The organism is Parafrankia discariae, assembly GCF_000373365.1.
In the GTDB taxonomy this organism is placed as follows: Bacteria; Actinomycetota; Actinomycetes; order Frankiales; family Frankiaceae; genus Parafrankia; species Parafrankia discariae.
Genome location: NZ_KB891159.1, coordinates 29,899 through 48,540 on the forward strand (window position 1 = coordinate 29,899; position 18,642 = coordinate 48,540).

The following is an 18,642-nucleotide window of genomic DNA, read 5'->3' on the forward strand; positions in this document are numbered from 1 at the left end:
CCGAGGAGGGTGCCGTGACGGCGAAGGGTGCCGTGACGGCGGAGGCCGGCGGGCTGCCGGAGCCGCTGGCGTCGCGGGTCACCTCCTGGCTGGCGGCCGATCCCGACCCCGGCGACCGGGCCGAGCTCACCGGGCTGGTGGCCGCGGGTGACGTCCGCGCCCTCACCGGGCGTTTCGCCGGGCCGCTCGTCTTCGGCACCGCCGGGCTGCGCGGGCCGCTGCGGGCCGGGCCGGCCGGGATGAACACCGCCGTGGTGCGGCGGACCACCGCCGGTCTCGGCTCCTGGCTACGGCGCCGGGCGACCGGCCCGCCGGTGGTGGTGATCGGCTACGACGCGCGCCGGCGCAGCGACCACTTCGCCCTGGACGCCGCCCGGGTCCTGGCGGGGCAGGGCGCCCGGGCACTGCTGCTCCCCGGACCGACGCCGACCCCGGTGCTGGCGTTCGCCGTCCGCCACCTGGACGCGACTGCCGGGATCATGATCACGGCCAGTCACAATCCGGCGTCCGACAACGGCTACAAGGTCTATCTGGGTGGTCCCGCGCGCCTTGGCGATCCTCCCGCGGGCCCCGACGGTTCCGCGGAACCGCCCGGTGCCGTGGGCGCCGTGGGCGCGGCGGGGCGGGGCGCTCAGCTCGTCGCCCCGGCCGACACCGAGGTCGAGGGCGAGATCGCCGCGGTCGGCCCGGCAGCGGAGATCCCGCTCGGCGACGGGTGGACACGCCTCGACGCCTCGGTCGTCACCGCGTACGTCGAGGGCGCGGTGCGCGCGGTCGACAGCGTCACACCGGTCGACACCGCCGCGCCGGTGGCCGGGCCGCCGCCGCGGATCGCCTACACGCCGCTGCACGGCGTCGGCGCGGACGTCCTGGCGGCGGTGTTCACCCGGGCCGGCCTGCCCGTGCCGGTGACGGTCGCCGGCCAGCGCGAGCCCGATCCCGACTTCCCGACGGCGCCGTTCCCGAACCCGGAGGAGCCGGGAGTGCTCGACGCCGTGCTCGCCCTGGGTGAGCACGTCGGCGCCGACCTGGTGCTCGCGAACGACCCGGACGCCGACCGGTGCGCCGCGGCCGTCGGCGGCCGGGTGCTGACCGGGGACGAGATCGGGCTGCTGCTGGCCGACCACGTCCTGCGGGCGCGGCCCGGACCGGTCGCGACGACCGTGGTCAGCTCCTCGGCCCTGGTGGAGCTCGCCCGCGACCACGGCGTGCCGTGTACCCGGACCCTGACCGGCTTCAAGTGGATCATGCGTGCCGATCCCGGCCTCGTGTTCGGCTACGAGGAGGCCCTCGGCTACGCCGTGGCCCCCGACCTGGTGCGGGACAAGGACGGCATCACCGCCGCGCTGGCCCTCGCCCGGGCCGCCCAACGCGAGAAGCGCGCCGGTCGGACCCTGCTGGACGTCCTCGACGACCTGCACCGCCGCATCGGCGTGTTCGCCACCGGCCAGGTGTCCGTCCGCCTCGACGATCTCGCGGCCGTCGGCGCGGCGATGCGCCGGCTGCGGACGTCCCCGCCCGGCCGCGTCGCCGGCCGTCCCGTGACCGCCGTCCGCGACCTGCTCACCGGCGACCCGCCCACCGGCGCGGCGGACGGCCTTCCACCCGCGGACGTCCTGATCCTCGACCTGGACGGCGGGGCGCGGCTCGTGGCCCGGCCGAGCGGCACCGAGCCGAAGCTCAAGATCTATCTGCAGGCCGTCGCGGATCGGGCGGCCGTGGCGGCGATCGGCCCGGCCGCCGCGCGCCGCCGTGCCCACACCGAGCTGGACGCGCTGCGCGCCGGCGCCACGGCCCTGATCGACTTCGGCCCGGGTCAGACGGCGCCGTAGATCCGGTCGCCGGCGTCGCCGAGCCCCGGCACGATGTAGGCGGTGTCGTTCAGTTTCTCGTCCACCACGGCGGTGACCACGCTGATGTCGAGGCCGCTGCCCTCCAGCGCGGCGATCCCCTCCGGCGCGGCGACGACGGAGACCACGACGATGCCGGTGGTACCACGCGCCGTGAGCAGCCGCAGCGCGTGCAGCGCGGAGCCGCCGGTCGCCAGCATCGGGTCGAGCAGGAACACCGGCCGCCCCGCCAGCTCCGCCGGCACCGACTCCAGGTAGACCCGGGGCTCGAAGGTCGTCTCGTCGCGGGAGAGGCCGATGAACGCCGTGCGCGCGTCCGGCATCAGCGTCAGCGCGGCCGGCAGCATGCCGAGACCGGCCCGCAGCACGGGCGCCACCACCGGCTCGGCCGCGAGCACCACCCCGGCGGTGGTCGCCAGCGGCGTCGTCACCGAGACCGGCATCGTCGGCAGGTCCCGGGTCGCCTCGTAGACCAGCATCGTCGCCAGGTCGTGCAGGGCGGCGCGGAAGGCGGCGCGCGCCGTGCGCTCGTCCCGCAGGACGGTGAGCGCGGCCGCTGCCAGCGGATGATCGACGACCTGAACCTGCACGGTTGGCTCCTACCGGGACACTCGAGAACCCACACTGCCCATGGGCGATGATGCAAGGTATGACAACGGCTCCCGCCGGACCCGACCGTCCCGCGCCGGGGTCCGGCTCCGGCTCCGACGCCGGTTCAGGCTCCGCCGCCGCCGGGCCTCGGCCCGCGCCCCGGCGCGCCGAGCTCGCGCGCATGATCGATCACACTCTGCTGCGCCCCGAGGCTACCGGTGAGGAGATCGTCAACCTCTGCGCGGACGCGGCGAAGCTCGGCGTCGGCACCGTCTGCGTCGCCCCGACCCATGTCTTCCTCGCCGCCGCCAGCGCCCGCCAGGACGGCAAGGACGCCGATCCGTCCTTCGCGGTCGCCTCGGTCGTCGGCTTCCCGCACGGGACGCATCTCACGGTGATCAAGGCCGAGGAGGCCCGGCGCGCGGTGGCCGACGGCGCGACCGAGATCGACATGGTCGTCGACATCGCGAACATCATGGACGAGAACTGGCGTGCCATCGAGACCGAGATCACCGAGGTCCGGCTGTCGGTCCCGCCATACGTGATCCTCAAGGTGATCCTCGAGACGGCCCTGCTCCCGGACGGGAGCATCGCGGCGGCCTGCCGGGCCGCGGAGGACGGCGGCGCCGAGTTCGTGAAGACCTCGACCGGCTTCAGCCCGGCCGGCGGGGCCTCGCTGCGCGCGGTGCGGGCGATGGTCGCCGCGGTCGGCGGCCGGCTGGGCGTCAAGGCCTCCGGCGGCATCCGCACCGCCGAGCAGGCCCTGGCCTTCGTCGACGCCGGCGCCACCCGCCTGGGCCTCTCCGCGACCAAGGACATCCTCGCCGACATCCCGGCTTGAGCCCCGGAGCTAGTCCTCGGAGACGGTGAACACGGGCGGGAAGCCGTGCTGCTCCAGACGGCGGTTGCGGAAGAAACCGCTGGTGGCGAAGCCGAGGCCGATCCCCGAGAGCAGCAGGAACACGACGAGGGTGAGCCGCACGCTCAGCTGGCCGGGCAGCAGCGCGAACACGATCGCGAACGGCACCATGAGCAGGAACGGGCGCAGCGCCTGGCGGATCCGCCAGCCCGGGCCGGTCAGGTCGTTCGAGACCCAGTCGTTGTAGCGGGGCGGGAGCGTCCCGCCGATCAGGTAGTGCAGCCGCCCCGCCAGCGGGGGAGTCTCCCGGTCACGGGGCGGGGGGACCGCCCCGGCGCCGGCGGGCTCCTGCTCCGGGCCGCCGGGCCGGGCCTGGGCCGCGTCCCCGGCGGATGGGGTCTCGGTTGCGGGGTGCTCTCCCTGGCCGTCCATGGGCTAGAGCCTACGGACGGCCCGGTGGCCGCCGTACGTCACGGCGGGTCCGGACGGCGGGCTCGACGTCCCGGTCGAACAGGCTGTGGGCCAGATGCGCGGTGGAGTTGTGCCACACCAGATGCCACCGGGGCGGGCCGGTCTCCGAGGTGCGGTGCGACCACCAGGTGATGGACGCGTGCGCCAGCACGAACGCGGCCCGCGGGTCGGGGTCGTTCGGCAGCCCGAGCATCGTGGCGTGCGCCACCTCGACGGTCGCCGCGTGCGTGACGACCAGGGCTCGTTGGCCGCGGTGGCGTTCCACCATGTGCCGCAGCCCGGCGGCGGCCCGGTCGACGAAGTGGTTCCAGCTCTCCGCGCCGGGGGCGACCGGGTCGTCGGGCCGGTCCGCGGGGGTGCCGCCGAACGTGGTCCGGATGTCGGTCCAGGACTGGCCGTCGGCGCTGCCGTGGCCGGCCTCGGCCAGCCGGGGCTCGAGGATCACCGGCATCCGCAGCCGGCCCGCGATGATCTCCGCGGTCTCCCGGACCCGGCGGCGTGGGTCGGCGTACACCGCGTCCACCCGGCGTTCCATGGTGTGCATGACTGTCAGCCGGCGGGCGGCCCGTTCCGCCTGGGAACGGCCCCGCCTGGTCAGGCCGGTGCAGCCGAGATCTCCGCCGGCGATGCCCGCGGTGTCACAGTGGGCCTCGCCGTGTCGGATCAGCAGCAGATCGGTGTCGGGCATGCGCGTCTCCTCGCGCCAGGGCGGCGGAACCCGCGGCCATGACAACGGCCCGGACCGTCGCGCGCGAACCCTCCGGCGCCTCGCGACGTCGCTGATCGGACGGCATCGTCCTCACCTGGACCTGTGCCTAGAGTGTGGCGGAGCTTCGCCGCCCCGAACCGCGCGCCGCCACCGTGCGGCCCACCCGATCGGAGTACTCCGCCGGGACCGTTCCGCACCGCGGCCGGTGCGCCGCGTACCGCCGTCGGATCGTCACCCAGCGGGGTTTATGCGGTTCTCACCGTCACCACGATGTGCCGGGAGCGACATCGGGAGCGACGTCGGGCGTGGCCGTGCCGGGAACGACGAACGGCGGCGGCGCTCCCCGGGTGGGGAACGCCGCCGCCGGTGCGTGCGGCTCGGTCAGCCCGTCGCGTGCCGCCGGTGCCGCCTGGTCAGTCCTTGATCTCGCACAGGACCGCACCGCTGGTCACGACAGCCCCGACCGCTGCCGCGAGCCCGCCGACGGTCCCGGCACGGTGCGCGTTGATGGGCTGCTCCATCTTCATCGCCTCGAGCACGACGATCAGATCGCCGGCCTCGACGGTGTCGCCGTCGCTGACCGCGACCTTGACGATGGTGCCCTGCATCGGGCTGGTCAGCGCGTCGCCGGTGACCTTGGCCGCGGCTTTGCTCGCCGAGCGCCGCTTGGGCGCCGTGGCACCGGCGGAGGCCACCGCGCCGCCGCCCGCGCCGAACCCGGCGGGCAGGACGACCTCCAGCCGCTTGCCGCCGACCTCGACGACCACGGTCTCCCGCGGTTCGGTGTCGGTGCCGGCGTCGGCGCCGCCGGCGAACGGCGGGATGGTGTTGTCGAACTCGGTCTCGATCCAGCGGTTGTGCACCCGGAACGGCTCGTCCGCCGCCTCCGGGGCGAACGCCAGGTCGCGCACGACCGCGCGGTGGAACGGCAGCGCCGTGGCCATGCCCTCGACGACCATCTCGTCGAGCGCGCGCCGGGCCCGTTCCAGGGCTTCCTGGCGGGTCGCCCCGGTGACGATGAGCTTGGCGAGCAGCGAGTCGAACGCCCCGCCGATGACGCTGCCGCTCTCGACGCCGGTGTCCAGGCGGACGCCGGGACCGGCCGGAGCCGTGAACGTGGTGACGGTGCCCGGCGCCGGGAGGAAGTTGCGGCCCGGGTCCTCGCCGTTGATGCGGAACTCGATCGAGTGGCCGCGCGGGGTCGGGTCGACCGGGTCGAGGGCCTCGCCCTCGGCGATGCGGAACTGGGCCCGCACCAGGTCGACGCCGGAGGTCTCCTCGGTCACCGGGTGCTCGACCTGCAGCCGGGTGTTGACCTCGAGGAAGCTGATCATCCCGTCCTTGGCGACGAGGAACTCCACCGTGCCGGCGCCGACGTAGCCGGCCTCGTGGATGATCGACTTGGACGCCTCGTACAGCGCGGTGTTCTGCGCCTCGGTGAGGAACGGCGCGGGGGCCTCCTCGACGAGTTTCTGGTAGCGCCGCTGGAGAGAGCAGTCGCGGGTGCCGACGACGACGACGTTGCCGTGCGTGTCGGCCAGGATCTGCGTCTCGACGTGGCGGGGCTGGTCGAGGTAGCGCTCGACGAAGCACTCGCCGCGACCGAAGGCCGCGACGGCCTCGCGCACCGCGCTCTCGAACAGCTCGGGCAGCTCCTCGGCGTTCCAGGCGACCTTGAGCCCGCGGCCGCCGCCGCCGAAGGCGGCCTTGATGGCGACCGGCAGGCCGTGCTCGTTCGCGAACGCGACCACCTCGTCCACCCCGGCGACCGGGTCGGCGGTGCCCGGGGCGAGCGGGGCGCCGACGGCCAGCGCGATGTGGCGGGCGGCGGTCTTGTCACCGAGCCGGCGGATGGCTTCGGGCGGCGGGCCGATCCAGGTCAGCCCGGCGGAGATCACGGCCTCGGCGAAATCCGCGTTCTCGGAGAGGAAACCGTAGCCGGGGTGTACCGCGTCCGCGCCGGACAGCTCGCACGCCTGGAGAATCTTGTCAATTCTCAGGTACGAGTCGCCGGGCGTTGTGCCGCCCAGTGCGAATGCCTCGTCCGTGACCCGGACATGCATGGCGTCGATGTCGGGCTCCGCATACACGGCGACGCTTGAATATCCCGCGTCGCGGCAGGCCCGCGCCACCCGGACGGCAATTTCCCCCCGGTTGGCGATGAGGATCTTACGCACGTTCCTCCCGTCCTCGTCCGGCCTGAGTCTAGGCGAGTCGGGCCGCACCATATTTCTTCTTTGCGATTCCTGCCCACCGGCGGGGCGGAAAGGTCCGCCCCGCCGCCGATGCCATGATCGGTTGTGTCTCGTCACCCGCTCGCGGGGAAGCGTATGCCGCCGGTGCGGGCCGACCGGGCCCAACCGCCTGGCCCGGCGGAGACCCCGCCGCGCAGGGCGAACACCGGGTCGGCCCAGGTGGACCTGACCCGCGCGGGCGGCGCGGCCGGGGCCGACCGCGCGGCCAGGACGGCCACGAGCGCGGCGATCTCCTCCGGGGTCGCGTCCCCGCGGACCAGCCGCAGGTGCGCCCGGCCGGGAAGCTCGTCGGGACTGTCGGCCACCGGCCGTTCCTCCTCGGTCCTCGGTCGTTCGGTGGTCCTGCTACGGCGGGGCGTTCTACAGCGGGATGTTGCCGTGCTTCTTCGGCGGGAGTGTCGCGCGCTTGGTGCGCAGCAGACGCAGTGCTCGGATGACCTCGCGCCGCGTCACCGACGGCGGAATGACGGCGTCCAGGTAGCCGCGCTCCGCGGCGATGTACGGCGTCGCGAAATGGTCGGTGTAGTCCTGGATCAGCTCGCTGCGGCGCTGCTCAGGCTCTTCCGAGCCGGCGAGCTCGCGGCGATAGATGATGTTCACCGCGCCGCGGGCGCCCATCACGGCGATCTCGGCCGTCGGCCAGGCCAGGTTGATGTCGGCGCGCAGGTGCTTCGAACCCATGACGTCGTACGCGCCGCCGTAGGCCTTCCGCGTGATGATCGTCACCTTGGGAACGGTCGCCTCGGCGTAGGCGTAGATGAGCTTGGCGCCCCGCCGGATGATGCCGTTCCATTCCTGCGACGTGCCCGGCAGGAAGCCGGGGACGTCCACGAACGTCAGCACCGGGATGTTGAACGCGTCGCAGGTGCGCACGAAGCGCGCGGCCTTCTCGCTGGCGTCGATGTCCAGGGTGCCGGCGAACTGCATCGGCTGGTTGGCGACGACACCGACCGAGCGGCCGTCGATGCGCCCGAAGCCGACGATCATGTTCTGCGCGAACTGGGCGTGGACCTCGAGGAAGTCCTCCTCGTCCAGGATCCGCTCGATCACATGATGCATGTCGTACGGGGTGTTCGGTGAATCCGGGATGAACGTGTCGAGCTCCGGGTCGACCTCGGCCTCGACGTCGGCGACCTCGGTGTAGGTCGGCACCTCGTCCATGTTGTTCGACGGCAGGTAGGACAGCAGGGCGCGGGCCAGCTCCAGGCAGTCGGCCTCGTCCGCGGCCTGGAAGTGCGCGACGCCGCTGCGGGAGTTGTGGGTGGTGGCGCCGCCCAGCTCCTCCATGCCGACGTCCTCGCCGGTGACCTCTTTGATCACGTCCGGGCCGGTGATGAACATGTGGCTGGTCTGGTCGACCATGAGCGTGAAGTCGGTGATCGCGGGTGAGTACACCGCGCCGCCCGCGCACGGGCCCATGATCAGCGAAAGCTGCGGCACGACGCCGGACGCCATCACGTTGCGGTAGAAGATCTCCCCGTACAGGCCGAGCGAGACGACGCCCTCCTGGATCCGCGCGCCGCCGGAGTCGTTGATCCCGACGACCGGCACTCCCGTCCTGAGCGCGAGATCCATGATCTTGACGATCTTCTCCCCGAAGACCTCACCAAGGCTGCCGCCGAAGACGGTGAAGTCCTGGCTGAAGACGCAGACCTGACGGCCGTCCACCGTGCCGTAGCCGGTGACGACGCCGTCGCCGTAGGGGCGGTTGCGGTCCATCGCGAAGTCGTGTGAGCGGTGCCGCGCGAACGCGTCCGTCTCCACGAACGAACCGGGGTCGAGGAACGCCTCGATCCGCTCCCGGGCCGTCATCTTTCCCTTGGCGTGCTGCGCGTCCACCGCGCGCTGCGAACCAGCGTGGACGGCCTCGTCGGTCACCGCTTGCAGCCGGGCGAGGCGGCCGGCTGTGCTGTGCGGTTCGGGCGACGGTTCTTGCGGGGAAGCCGGGAGAGCCATACCGCGAAGCGTACGGCGGTCGGTGGTCCACGTGCTCGATTGATGTGGAGACCGTCTCACCCGACCTCTGGGAAGGTGGTCCCGTGCCAGTGCATCCCGCCGAGTCCCCCGGGCGGCGAACGGCCCCCGCCGCGCCGGCCGTCTCGCCCCCCGCCACAGGTCACAGCCCCGACCCGGCGGTGCCGCCGGGCGCACCGGCGGTGCCGCCGGGATCACGACGTCCGCTGGACGTCGACGCCCTGCGCCCGCTCGCCGCCCGCCTCGGCCTGGCGCTCGCCGTCGTCGACGAGATCGACTCGACCAACGCCGAGCTCGGACGGATCGCCCGCGGCCTGCCCGGCACGACCGGCCTGCCCGGCCTGCCCGGCCTGCCCGGCACGACTGTCGCCACTGGCACGACCGGCCTGCCCGGGGTGGCCGGGGCGGCTGCGGTGCCGGGCGGCGCCCCGGCTGGGCTCGTGCTCGCCGCCGAACGGCAGAGCGCGGGCCGCGGGCGGCTCGACCGTTCCTGGGAGTCCGCGGCCGGCGCCGGGCTCATGGTGTCCGTGCTCGTGCGCCCGGAGACCGGGGCCCGGTGGCTCGGCTGGCTGCCGATGGTCGTCGGTACCTCGCTCGTGCGCACGCTGCGCGGGTACGCGGGCGTGCCGGCGGTGCTGAAATGGCCGAACGACGTGCAGGTCGACGGGGCGAAGCTCGCCGGCATCCTGGTGGAGCTGGCCCCGAGCCCGGCCGTGCCGCCGGCGGCCGTCATCGGGTTCGGGCTGAACGTCACCGCCCGCGCCGCCGAACTGCCACCGCGTTCCACCAGCCTGCTGCTGCTCGGCGCCGACCCCGCCCGGCTGGACCGCTCCGCCCTGCTCGGGGCCCTGCTGACCGACCTCGTCGAGGCGTTGGGCCGCTGGGAGGATGCGCCCGAGCGGGCCCGCGGTGAGTACCGCGACGCGTGCGCCACGCTGGGCCGGCGGGTCCGCGTCGAGCTCCCGGACGGGACGTCCACGCTCGGCACCGCGACCGACGTCGACGAGCTCGGCCGGCTCATCGTCGACGGTCGGGCGTTCAGCGCCGCCGACATCGTCCATCTGCGCTGACCGCGGTCGCGCTGGCCGCGGTCGCGCCGACCGCGACACCGTTGACCACGGCCACCGTTGACCGCGGTCGCGCTGATTACAGCGTGTTGTGCCAGCTGGGGCGGCCCACCGGTGTGCCACGGTCGTCCGGGATGCGACGATCAGGTGGTGGCGTTTCCCGACGACGTTCTGACCGACGACGAAGAGGTGGTCCTCCACCTGCACCCGCACTGGGGCAGCCTGGTGGCGCCGGTGCTCTCCGTCGTCGCCGCGCTCGGCCTCACGACCCTCGGCGTGTTCTTCGTTCCGGACGGCTTCCTGCGCGAGGCGGTCCAGTACCTGATCCTCGCCCTGGGGCTGACGGCCATCGGGTACTTCGGAGTGGCCCCGTGGCTGCGCTGGATCACCACCCACTACGTGATCACCACCGAGCGGCTGATGATCCGCGAGGGGATCGTGACCCGCTCCGGGCGCGACATCCCGCTCGTCTGGCTCAACGACGTCTCCTACGAGCAGAGCCTGCTCGACCGCCTGCTCGGCGCGGGGACGCTTTCCATCGAGAGCGCGGGCGAACGCGGGCGGATGGTCCTCTCGCACGTCCCGCGGGTCGAGGAGATACACGCCACCCTGTACGAGCTGGCCGAGGCGGCGGACGTCCGCCGCCGCTCCGGCGGCTGACCGGACCGCCGCCCGCCCTGGAAGGGGCCTGACCTGGTTTTTCGGGCCTCGGGCCTCGGGCTTCGAGGGCCGGCAGATTCGAGGGCAGGCAGAGGCGAACGCCCCGGGCCGCGCGGGCCGCGCGGCCCGCGGGCCGGGAGCTGGGGCCGGAAGCTGGGAGCCGACCCGGTCCCGCTCGCACGAGCGGCGAAGCCACGGCCCGCGCCACCATCACGGCACGGCGCAACCGTGATCTAGTGGACAAATCCCTCGCATGTCGGGGTGGCCTGCTCGCCGTTTGGCAGCCTCCTCGCCCTTTCGGAGCCGATTTCCCTGGGAATGCTGTCGGAAACGGCGAGAAAGAAATCAAACGGCGAGTAGTCGAGTACCAGAAACGGACCCGGAGCCTCCACCATCAGCTCGAAGCCCCGCCAACAGGCCCACCGAAAAGGCCCACCGACAGTCGGGGCCTCGTCGCCGGGCGATGTGTGGCCAGCGAGTGAGTCCAGGCTGCCCCGCAACCGCAACCGCAACCGCAACCCCAACCCCAACCGCCACGGTTCCGCGGCGCCGCGCAGGGCGGCCGGGCCGCGCGAATACTTGTCGCGCCGCGCCGCGCCCAGGGCCCCCAAGGGCCGGCGGCGTCGGGACCCTGGGCAGGCGACCGCGCGGCTTCGGGGCCCGGAGCGACGCGGCCCTGGAGCCACGCGGCGGCCTCGGGGGGCGATTCCCGGTGGTCGATCAATTCTCGCGGAACGGGCTGTCAGGCGATCATGCTGTGACAACCTGTCAGAGCGGGTCGAAGTCGCGCCACCAGGTGATCAGCCCAGCCGGGTCGGCGCCCTGCGCGATGAAGGCCACCCGCTCGCTGTCGATCGTCCAGTAGGCGGCGAAGCGGTCGGGAGTGGCCTGGCAGACGAACGTGCCCGTGCGCCGGGACGGCAGCAGGTACGCCTCGGTGCTGGTCTGGCCCGCCTCGCAGGAACCGACGTCCACGATCGTCGCCGCGCGCCGGGCCGCGTCGGAGGCCACGGCCGCCTCGTCGACGTAGCCGAGCACGAGGACGCCGGCCGGCGGTGTCCCGGACGCGGCCACCCCCGGCACACACCGCAGCGCGGCCTGGACCCCGGCCGCCCGTGGGTCGGTCGGGTCGCCCGATTCGCCCGGGGCGCCGGTCTCGGCGGTGGCTCCCCGGCAGTTGGTGAGCTCGAACGAGGACAGCCGTGCCACCAGCTCGCGCTCGGGGCCGTCCAGGTCCGCTGGTTCGGGCGAGGTGCCCGTGGTCGTGGTCGGGAGAACAGGGGACGCGGAGACCGTCGGTGGCTGTGATCTCCCGGTGTCCGGTTCAGCCGAGGTGGACGGCCCGCCGGCCGCGAGGGCGATCAGCACCCCGGCTGTGACGACGGCGGCCAGGGCCAGCCCGCCGGGGATCAGGACGCGCGCCCGCGCGTCCGCCGGCAGGAGCCGTCTCATCGGCGGACTGGGTCAAACGTCTGCCACCAGGTGACCAGCCGCTTCGGGTCGGGGTCCGACGCGGAGAACGCGACCAGGTCGTCGTTGATGCTCCAGAACGTGATGAAGCGTTCGGCGAACAGGTAGCACAGCCGGGATCCGCCGTTGGGCTCCAGTGGCGAGTTCCAGTCCTCGGAGCTCTGCTGGCCGTCGTCGCAGTTGCCGAGATCGGTGTAGTAGGTCTCGCGTGCCCCGATCTGGCGGTCGAGCGCGGAGCGGTCCGGGAAGTGGTAAGCCATCACCGTCACGCCTCCGGCACCCACGCACTGCAGGGTGGCGTCCGCGTAGGCGCTGTCGCTCTCCTGCGGTGTCTCGCAGCCCGTCATCGTGACCGGGTTGAGCAGCGAGCGCAGGGTGTCCTCGGGACTGCTGGTCGCCGGTGTCGGCTGCTCCTGCCCCGCCGGGGTGTCACCGGGGACGTTCGTCGGGACGGCCGCGGCCGCGGGCGGGGCCGAGGTGGCCGTCGTCTCGGCGCTGTCGTCTCCGCGGGTGGCCAGCACGATGCCGATGACCGCGCCGATCACGATCACGGCGGCCACGGCGGCGATCATGATCACACCGCGGCCCGGCCGCCCGGCCGGCCGGGGCACCTCACCGGCGCCGCCGGCGGGCGGGAACCCTGATCCGGCCGGGTACTCCGAACCGGTCTGGTAGTCGGAGCCGGCCGGGAACTCGGAGGAGAACTCGGGCGCGGGTGAACGACCGGACCCCGGCGGGAGGTCGCCGGCCGGGCCGTCACCGGCCATCGTGATGTCGGGCGGGATCGCCGGCAGCAGACCGCCACCGGACGGCGAGTCGAGGTAGCTGGGCGGCGGCACCGGCCAGACGGGCCCGTCCGAGATGCGGCCGGGCGGCGGCAGCGTCGGGCGCCGCACGGTGAACGACTCCCTGGGCGGCGGCGGCAACGGGTGTGGCCCGGTCAGGGGTGGGAACCCGGACGCCCGGTCGTCGTGGTCCCCGCCATCGGCCGCGGCCGACGGCGCGGGCGCGGCCGGCTCGGGTCGGGGGGTCCGCGTGGTACCGGCCTCGGCCGCGTCGATCTCGTCGGCCCCGGGGCCGTCCCCGGCGTGGGAGACCGCCCGGTCCGGGACGGCGGGGGGAGGCCCCGGCGGGGCGAGCCGATAGGTCAGCTCGTCGCCCGGCGGCTCGTTCTGGGCCTCGGCGGGCGTCGGCGCCGTGCCGGGCCCGGGGCCGTCCGCGGCACCGGGATCACTGGGGGAGACATCCTCCCTGGCGGAGCCCGGCGGGCCGAACGCCCCGGACGGCCCGGGTGGGAAGTGCGGTCCGGGTGGGTTTCCCCGCCCCGGCGGGATCGGCGGGAGGTCCGGTCCGGGCCTGCCGTGCGGCCCTGGCTGCCCGTACGGAGTCGGCTGCCGGTACAGCGGCTGGCCCGGCGGCACCTGCCCGTAGGCCGGCTGCCCGGGCGCCGGCTGGCCATACGGGGCTTGGCCGTACGGAGCCTGGCCATACGGGGCTTGGCCGTACGGGGCTTGGCCGTACGGAGCCTGCCCGGGCGCCGGCGGCTGGCCCGGCGGCACCGGTTGGCCGTACGGCAGCGGCTGGCCGGGTGCCGGGGGTTGGCCGGGCGGCGGCTGGCCGTAGGGGGTGTGGGATCCGGCTGGCGCGGGCTGGCCGTAGGGCGCGTGCGGTGCCGGTGGTCCGAACTGCCCGGGTGGCACAGCGGGGCCCGGGGACCCGGGCCCGCGGGGCGGCCCGGGCTGGCCGGGTGGCCCCGGTGGCGGGGGTGGGAAGCCACGGTCACCGGGGTGGGGTGGATAGCCGCCTCCGCCCGGGGGCGGCGGATAGCCGGCGCCCGGCGCGGCGCCGGGGGGCGACCATCCCGGCCCGCTCGGGCCGCCCGGCGCGGGCGGCTGGCCCGGCGCCGGCGGCTGCGGACCCGTGTGCGGACCAGGGTGCAGACCTGGGAAGCCACCGGGCGCGGGACCGCCGCTGAACGACACCGGACCGCGCGGAGACGCCGCAGGGGGTGCGGGGGGTCCGCTCCACCCCTGGCCGCCGGGCGGCGGGGCATTGAGCGACAGGCCGGACTGGGCGGTGTCCGGCCGCAGGATCTGCGTGCTGTCCAGCTCGTCCTCGATGTCCGCGGCGGTCTGCGCGTCGTCACGCGACGAGAGCGGGCCTGCCGGCGGCTCAGGGACGGGCGACACGCCGTCGTCGCCGGGGCCATGGCTGGGCACGATTCCTCCCGAGAGGGGATCTGGCCGGAATGGAGGCTGCCTGGACGGATGATGGCACCACGTTGATGATGCCGCGCGTCACAGGGTAGGCACATGGTTCCGCCGGATCGTCCCGTGCTGCCCTGGTCAGCGCCCTGTTGCGCCCGTGACGGGCCGTCCCCGGCGGGCGCTGGGCATCCGGCGGGAGCGCGGCGGGGAGCCGGGCGCCACCGCCGGATGCCGGCGGTCGCTCAGCTTCGCGGGATCGGGTCGAACTTGGTCCACCACTCGTAGAGAGCGCTGGCGTTGTCGTTCAGCGCCATGAACGAGACCTGGTCGCTGTCGTAGCTCCAGAAGATGAAGAAACTGTTCTCGTAGTAGTAGCAAAGGGCCGTGCCCTCGGTCTGACCTTCGTGGAAGTTCCAGGTGAAGATGTCGGGGTCCCCGTTTTGACAGTCGCCCTTGTCCTCGACCTGGGTCTTGCGGAACTCGACGTCGTTGTCGAGGTGCGCGGCGTCCACATAGTGGTAGGCGGCGACAAGCTGGCCGTTGTCGGCGGTGCAGAACAGCGAGGCGTCGATGTCCTCGTCCTCGCCGCCGGGGTTCGCCTCGCAGTCGGTCATCGTCGTCGGGTCGAGCTTCGCGAGCAGTGCCGACTGCGCCGCCGTGAGCGGGCCGCCGCTCGCTGACGGGGACGCCGACGGCGACGGAGACGCGCTGGTCGGAACCGCTGACGGGGTGGCGCTGGGGCTCGCGGAGGCGGACGGGGTCGACGATCCCGCGGCGACGGGCGGCGTCGGCTTGTCGTCGGAGCCACCCGTCGCGACCAGCGCGACCGGGATCGCGATGGCCAGTGCCACGGCCGCGGCCACGGCGATGATGATGATGTTGCGGCGCTTGTTCGGGTCGGGCGCGCCGGGGCCGCCCGGGCCGCCCTGGTAGCCGCCGGGCGGGTAGCCCTCGTAGCCCGACGGCGGGTAGCCGGGCTGCTGGTAGCCCTCGGTCTGGTAGCCCTGCTGGCCGTAGTCGCCGTAGCCGGGCTGCTGGCTCGTCTGGCCGTAGCCCTCCGCGCCCGGCGTGGCGCCGTAGCCGGGCGGGAAGGCCTGGGTCTGCTGGTAGCCCTGCTGGCCGGGTGGGTTCTGCTGGCCGTAGCCCTCGTACCCCGGCTGGCCGTAGCCGGGCTGCTGGTAGCCCTGCTGGCCCGACTGGGGCTGGCCGTAGCCCGAGTCGGTGCCCGGCTGCTGCGGGTAGCCGCCGGTGGACCCGTAGCCGGGCTGCTGGTAACCGCCGGTCTGCTGGTAACCGCCCTGCTGGTAGCCGCCCTGCTGGTAGCCGCCCGCCGCGCCGCCGTCGACGCGCCGGGTCGCCTCGTCACCGGGGTGCGCCGCGTAGCCGCCGTCGTTCGCGAGCCGGGTCTCGGCGTCGTCGCCGTAACCCTGGCCACCGCTGTCGACCCGCCGGGTCTCGGCGTCCGGGTCCTGCGGACCCGGGTTCGGTGGCTGCATGACGTTCCTCCTGATGTGCCTATGTCGCCCGCGTCGACGGTCGGCGTGGACCGTGGCCGGCGGTGGAACGGCGGTACCTGAGACCGCCCCGCGCGACGGCGCCGGATGAGCTGGGCGTCGAGGTGCCGGGCGTTTGCGGGCGCCAGGTCGCCCCTCACCCCCGGAGGGCGTCGTGCGGGTGCCCGCGGAGGGTCTGGTGAGGGTTCGACACCAGGTGCCTGCCCAAGCGTAGGAGTTCCGTGTTGATTACGAAGGCGCGGGTCGTATTTCGGACATGACTGATCGGTTCTGGTTCCCATACCGTCACAACACGGAGCGGATGCGTCGCCGGTCCACCGTGGTGGTGTCCCGTCGTTGTCTCGCCGCCGTGTCCGTTGTGGGGTGGCGGTGAAAGCGCGGTGACCGGGCGCCCGTGCCCGTGTTCTCCGGGTGGCCCGCCGGCGCCGGGATCGGCTCAGGCCTGCCGGGATTGGTGCGGACCGGCCGGGATCGGCTCAGGCCTGCCGGGCCTCGCGGTCGGCCGGGGCGCGGTCGCCGCGGCGGGCGTAGGCGATGATCACGTCGTCCACGACGTGCGCGATGAAGGCGGGGTCGACCGGGTCCCCGGTGATGAGCAGCCGCTGCAGGATCAGCGCGGTGCCGACTTCCATCAGGATGTTCGGATCGGCCGTCGGCGTTATCTCGCCGCGTGCGATCCCACGGGTGATGATGACCTCGGACATCGACTTGCGCTGGCTCCACATGCGCTCGCGCACGGCGGCGCGCAGTTCCGGGTTGCGCGGCATCTCGGAGACCATCTCGGCCATGATCCGGCCCTGCTCGCTGCCGACCAGTTCGTGGAACACGGTCAGGAAGGCGATCATTTCGGCCCGCAGCGAGCCGCTGTCGGGGACCTGCAGGGTCTGCTCGGTGAACTGGGTGATCGAATCCATCACCAGCGCGACCTTGGACGGCCAGCGCCGGTAGATGGTGGCCTTCCCGGCCTTGGCGCGGGTGGCGACCCGGTCCATGGTCACGCCGTCGTAGCCGTGCTCCGCGAGCAGTTCGAGGGTCGCCTGGCGGATCGCGCCGTCGCGGCTGTCGTCGCGCGGGCGACCGCCCGGCCGGGGCGATGCGAGCGTCGGCCGCGTCACGGCGCACCCTCCTGGACCTCGAACCGGCTGCGCGGCGGTCCCGGTGAGTGGGTCACCACTGGTGGAGAACCGGGCACGCTGTGCATGGGCTGGCCTCGAGAGCCTAGCGCAGCCGGGCGTCAGGAGAACTGATCGGTACCGGAACCCCATGGTTCCCTTGGAGTCCCGACGGGATGAGAACGGGACAGGGCACCGGTCGACTCCGGGTCACGAAGGACCCGAAGCCTCGCGGCGCCCCGGGTGGATCAGGCCTGGCCGGCGGGCTCGGGGACCCGGTCGCTCTTCGCCGGAGGTACCACCACCTTCGGGTGGTCCGGGTGCAGGAAGACGTATTTCTTGTACGCCCAGAACCGGAAGACCGTGCCCAGCCCCGTGCCCAGGACGTTCCCGAACAGGTTGAACGCGAGCACGCCCTCGAAGTGCAGCACGTACTTCGCGAAGCCCAGGCAGGCCAGCGCGATGGCCAGCCCCACCGCGTTCAGGATCACGAAGAGCGTGTACTCCCGGCGCAGGCCCGTCCGGGCCCGATGGTTGAACGACCATTGCCGGTTGCCGACGTAGGAGCAGGTCGCCGCGACCACCGTCGACACGGTCTTCGCGCTGAGCGGGCCCATCCCGAGAAGGGTGTGACACAGGTTCGAGACGGCGAAGTCGATCGCGTAGCAGGCCGCGCCGACGATGCCGAACTTGCCCACCTCATGGATGAGTACCTGAAGTGGTGAACGTGGAACCCGATGGCTCACCACGGGCGGCGCCGATCGACTTCGAGAACATCGATTTTGACCACCAGGAGAGACTACCGACGACCTGTGCGGCGCCATCTGCCACCCCCGAATGCGCACTCCGTCGACGACTGTCCGGTCGCCGTCCCGAATCGTCCGTTTACCGGCCGGCGTCCGTTCCTTGAGGAGAACCACGCCCGCCGCCCGGGTGCTCCGCCGGGCCCCGGTGGTGCGGCGTCTGCCATCGTGCCCCGGCCGGGGCGGGCGCGCCGGCCGGGAGCGGCGCCTCGGCGTGGCCGGGGTACGGACGGCGTCGAGTGACAAGTCACTGCCTTAGTGTTCCCAGCTGTGCGCTGCGTGATACGTCGGCACTCCTGGGGGGGTGCCGTGATCCGACGCACCTGCCCGATTGCGGCAGATGGGTGGCGGTGGACGTCCCGTCCACTGCATCCTTGTCAGAGTGGCAGGCCTCCGCGGCGGTGACGCCGTGTGAGCGACGTAACCGACGGAGGTGACCCCCCGGTCATGAGCGCGCCCGAAGACCTCGGACACGCCCAGGGCACGACCGACATCCTGCTGGGACGCGCGGCGAGCTTCGCCGCCCGGCGCCGTGCGGCGGGCGGCGGCGGCCCGGCCCGGCCGGCCAGCCCGGCCACCGGCGTGGCCATCGTGGCCTGCATGGACGCCCGCATCAACCTCGAGGCGATCTTCGGTCTCGCGGAGGGCGACGCGCACATCCTGCGTAACGCCGGCGGGGTGGTGACCGAGGACATCGAGCGGTCGCTGGCCGTCAGCCAGCACGCGCTCGGGACCACCGAGATCATCCTCGTCCACCACACCAGGTGCGGCATGGAGACGCTCACCGACGAGGGCTTCCGCGCCTCGCTGGCGGAGCGGACAGGCGTGCGCCCGGCGTGGCGGCTCCAGGCGTTCACCAGCGCCGCACAGGACGTGTGGCGGTCGATCACCGTGCTGCGCTCGTCACCGTTCCTGCGCGCCTCGACCTCGGTGCGCGGTTTCGTGTACGACGTCGAGACCGGTGAGCTCGATGAGATCACCGAGATCCCACGGTCGGCCGCGGCGGAGCCCACCCAGGCGACCGCCTGACCCGCGCGTCCGACGGCCCGGTGGCCGTCGGTGGCCGTCAGCGGTGGCCGGGTGGTCAGACGGGCCGCTGG

At 73.5% G+C, this 18,642-nt stretch carries 16 protein-coding genes; 5 read left to right on the top strand and 11 right to left on the bottom strand.

Features of this window, described 5'->3' with window-relative positions:
* Positions 1-14: 14 nt before the first annotated feature.
* Positions 15-1,832: a phospho-sugar mutase gene (locus B056_RS0108550; RefSeq protein WP_230202900.1), complete on the top strand. Its 1,818-nt coding sequence runs from the start codon at positions 15-17 to the stop codon at positions 1,830-1,832.
* Here the strand turns inward: B056_RS0108550 and upp are convergent.
* A complete protein-coding gene (gene upp, locus B056_RS0108555) occupies positions 1,817-2,440 on the bottom strand; it encodes a uracil phosphoribosyltransferase (protein WP_018501457.1) in 624 nt (207 codons plus the stop codon). The two genes, B056_RS0108550 and upp, sit on opposite strands and share 16 nt — an antisense overlap.
* 50 nt (positions 2,441-2,490) lie before the next feature.
* Between upp and deoC the strand changes: the two genes are divergently transcribed.
* On the top strand, positions 2,491-3,282 hold the full coding sequence (gene deoC, locus B056_RS0108560) for a deoxyribose-phosphate aldolase (protein ID WP_230202904.1): 792 nt from the start codon (positions 2,491-2,493) through the stop codon (positions 3,280-3,282).
* Between the two features lie 9 nt (positions 3,283-3,291).
* On the opposite strand, the gene B056_RS39365 is transcribed toward deoC, so the two are convergent.
* The 5 genes from B056_RS39365 to B056_RS0108585 all read right to left on the bottom strand — a co-directional run bounded on the left by B056_RS39365 (position 3,292) and on the right by B056_RS0108585 (position 8,691).
* The gene (locus B056_RS39365) at positions 3,292-3,732 is read right to left on the bottom strand and encodes a DUF5313 family protein (RefSeq protein WP_018501459.1); all 441 of its coding nucleotides are present in this window, start codon (positions 3,730-3,732) and stop codon (positions 3,292-3,294) included.
* A gap of 10 nt (positions 3,733-3,742) precedes the next feature.
* A complete protein-coding gene (locus tag B056_RS0108570) occupies positions 3,743-4,459 on the bottom strand; it encodes a histidine phosphatase family protein (protein ID WP_018501460.1) in 717 nt (238 codons plus the stop codon).
* Positions 4,460-4,893: 434 nt separating this feature from the next.
* Positions 4,894-6,657: an acetyl/propionyl/methylcrotonyl-CoA carboxylase subunit alpha gene (locus B056_RS0108575; protein WP_018501461.1), complete on the bottom strand. Its 1,764-nt coding sequence runs from the start codon at positions 6,655-6,657 to the stop codon at positions 4,894-4,896.
* 131 nt (positions 6,658-6,788) lie between these two features.
* On the bottom strand, positions 6,789-7,040 hold the full coding sequence (locus B056_RS0108580) for an acyl-CoA carboxylase epsilon subunit (RefSeq protein WP_018501462.1): 252 nt from the start codon (positions 7,038-7,040) through the stop codon (positions 6,789-6,791).
* A gap of 55 nt (positions 7,041-7,095) precedes the next feature.
* The gene (locus B056_RS0108585; protein ID WP_026239473.1) at positions 7,096-8,691 is read right to left on the bottom strand and encodes an acyl-CoA carboxylase subunit beta; all 1,596 of its coding nucleotides are present in this window, start codon (positions 8,689-8,691) and stop codon (positions 7,096-7,098) included.
* Between the two features lie 83 nt (positions 8,692-8,774).
* On the opposite strand from B056_RS0108585, the gene B056_RS0108590 reads away from it, so the two are divergent.
* Both B056_RS0108590 and B056_RS0108595 read left to right on the top strand, forming a co-directional pair.
* The gene (locus tag B056_RS0108590; RefSeq protein WP_154676924.1) at positions 8,775-9,779 is read left to right on the top strand and encodes a biotin--[acetyl-CoA-carboxylase] ligase; all 1,005 of its coding nucleotides are present in this window, start codon (positions 8,775-8,777) and stop codon (positions 9,777-9,779) included.
* A 147-nt stretch (positions 9,780-9,926) separates the two neighbouring features.
* Positions 9,927-10,436, top strand: coding sequence for a PH domain-containing protein (locus B056_RS0108595; protein WP_026239474.1), 510 nt, complete (start codon positions 9,927-9,929; stop codon positions 10,434-10,436).
* Between the two features lie 768 nt (positions 10,437-11,204).
* Here the strand turns inward: B056_RS0108595 and B056_RS0108605 are convergent.
* The 5 genes from B056_RS0108605 to B056_RS0108625 form a co-directional block, all read right to left on the bottom strand.
* Positions 11,205-11,888: a hypothetical protein gene (locus tag B056_RS0108605; protein WP_018501467.1), complete on the bottom strand. Its 684-nt coding sequence runs from the start codon at positions 11,886-11,888 to the stop codon at positions 11,205-11,207.
* The gene (locus B056_RS42575; RefSeq protein ID WP_154676925.1) at positions 11,885-14,125 is read right to left on the bottom strand and encodes a hypothetical protein; all 2,241 of its coding nucleotides are present in this window, start codon (positions 14,123-14,125) and stop codon (positions 11,885-11,887) included. The genes B056_RS0108605 and B056_RS42575 overlap by 4 nt, the downstream gene beginning before the upstream one ends.
* Positions 14,126-14,355: 230 nt before the next feature.
* A complete protein-coding gene (locus tag B056_RS0108615) occupies positions 14,356-15,609 on the bottom strand; it encodes a hypothetical protein (protein ID WP_018501468.1) in 1,254 nt (417 codons plus the stop codon).
* Between the two features lie 494 nt (positions 15,610-16,103).
* Positions 16,104-16,742: a TetR/AcrR family transcriptional regulator gene (locus B056_RS0108620; RefSeq protein ID WP_018501469.1), complete on the bottom strand. Its 639-nt coding sequence runs from the start codon at positions 16,740-16,742 to the stop codon at positions 16,104-16,106.
* A 245-nt stretch (positions 16,743-16,987) separates the two neighbouring features.
* On the bottom strand, positions 16,988-17,563 hold the full coding sequence (locus B056_RS0108625) for a GtrA family protein (protein ID WP_026239476.1): 576 nt from the start codon (positions 17,561-17,563) through the stop codon (positions 16,988-16,990).
* 426 nt (positions 17,564-17,989) lie between these two features.
* On the opposite strand from B056_RS0108625, the gene B056_RS35850 reads away from it, so the two are divergent.
* Positions 17,990-18,571 carry a beta-class carbonic anhydrase gene (locus B056_RS35850; RefSeq protein ID WP_018501471.1) on the top strand — a complete coding sequence of 194 codons (582 nt, stop codon included), beginning with the start codon at positions 17,990-17,992 and terminating at the stop codon, positions 18,569-18,571.
* The last annotated feature ends 71 nt before the right edge of the window (positions 18,572-18,642 follow it).

Bases quoted from the DNA above. Each gene is read 5' to 3' on its own strand.
- deoC (WP_230202904.1), top strand. From the start codon at position 2,491: ATGCAAGGTATGACAACGGCTCCCGCCGGACCCGACCGTCCCGCGCCG.
- B056_RS39365 (WP_018501459.1), bottom strand. From the start codon at position 3,732: ATGGACGGCCAGGGAGAGCACCCCGCAACCGAGACCCCATCCGCCGGG.
- B056_RS0108570 (WP_018501460.1), bottom strand. From the start codon at position 4,459: ATGCCCGACACCGATCTGCTGCTGATCCGACACGGCGAGGCCCACTGT.
- B056_RS0108585 (WP_026239473.1), bottom strand. From the start codon at position 8,691: ATGGCTCTCCCGGCTTCCCCGCAAGAACCGTCGCCCGAACCGCACAGC.
- B056_RS0108605 (WP_018501467.1), bottom strand. From the start codon at position 11,888: ATGAGACGGCTCCTGCCGGCGGACGCGCGGGCGCGCGTCCTGATCCCC.
- B056_RS0108615 (WP_018501468.1), bottom strand. From the start codon at position 15,609: ATGCAGCCACCGAACCCGGGTCCGCAGGACCCGGACGCCGAGACCCGG.
- B056_RS0108625 (WP_026239476.1), bottom strand. From the start codon at position 17,563: ATGGCGCCGCACAGGTCGTCGGTAGTCTCTCCTGGTGGTCAAAATCGA.
- B056_RS35850 (WP_018501471.1), top strand. From the start codon at position 17,990: ATGAGCGCGCCCGAAGACCTCGGACACGCCCAGGGCACGACCGACATC.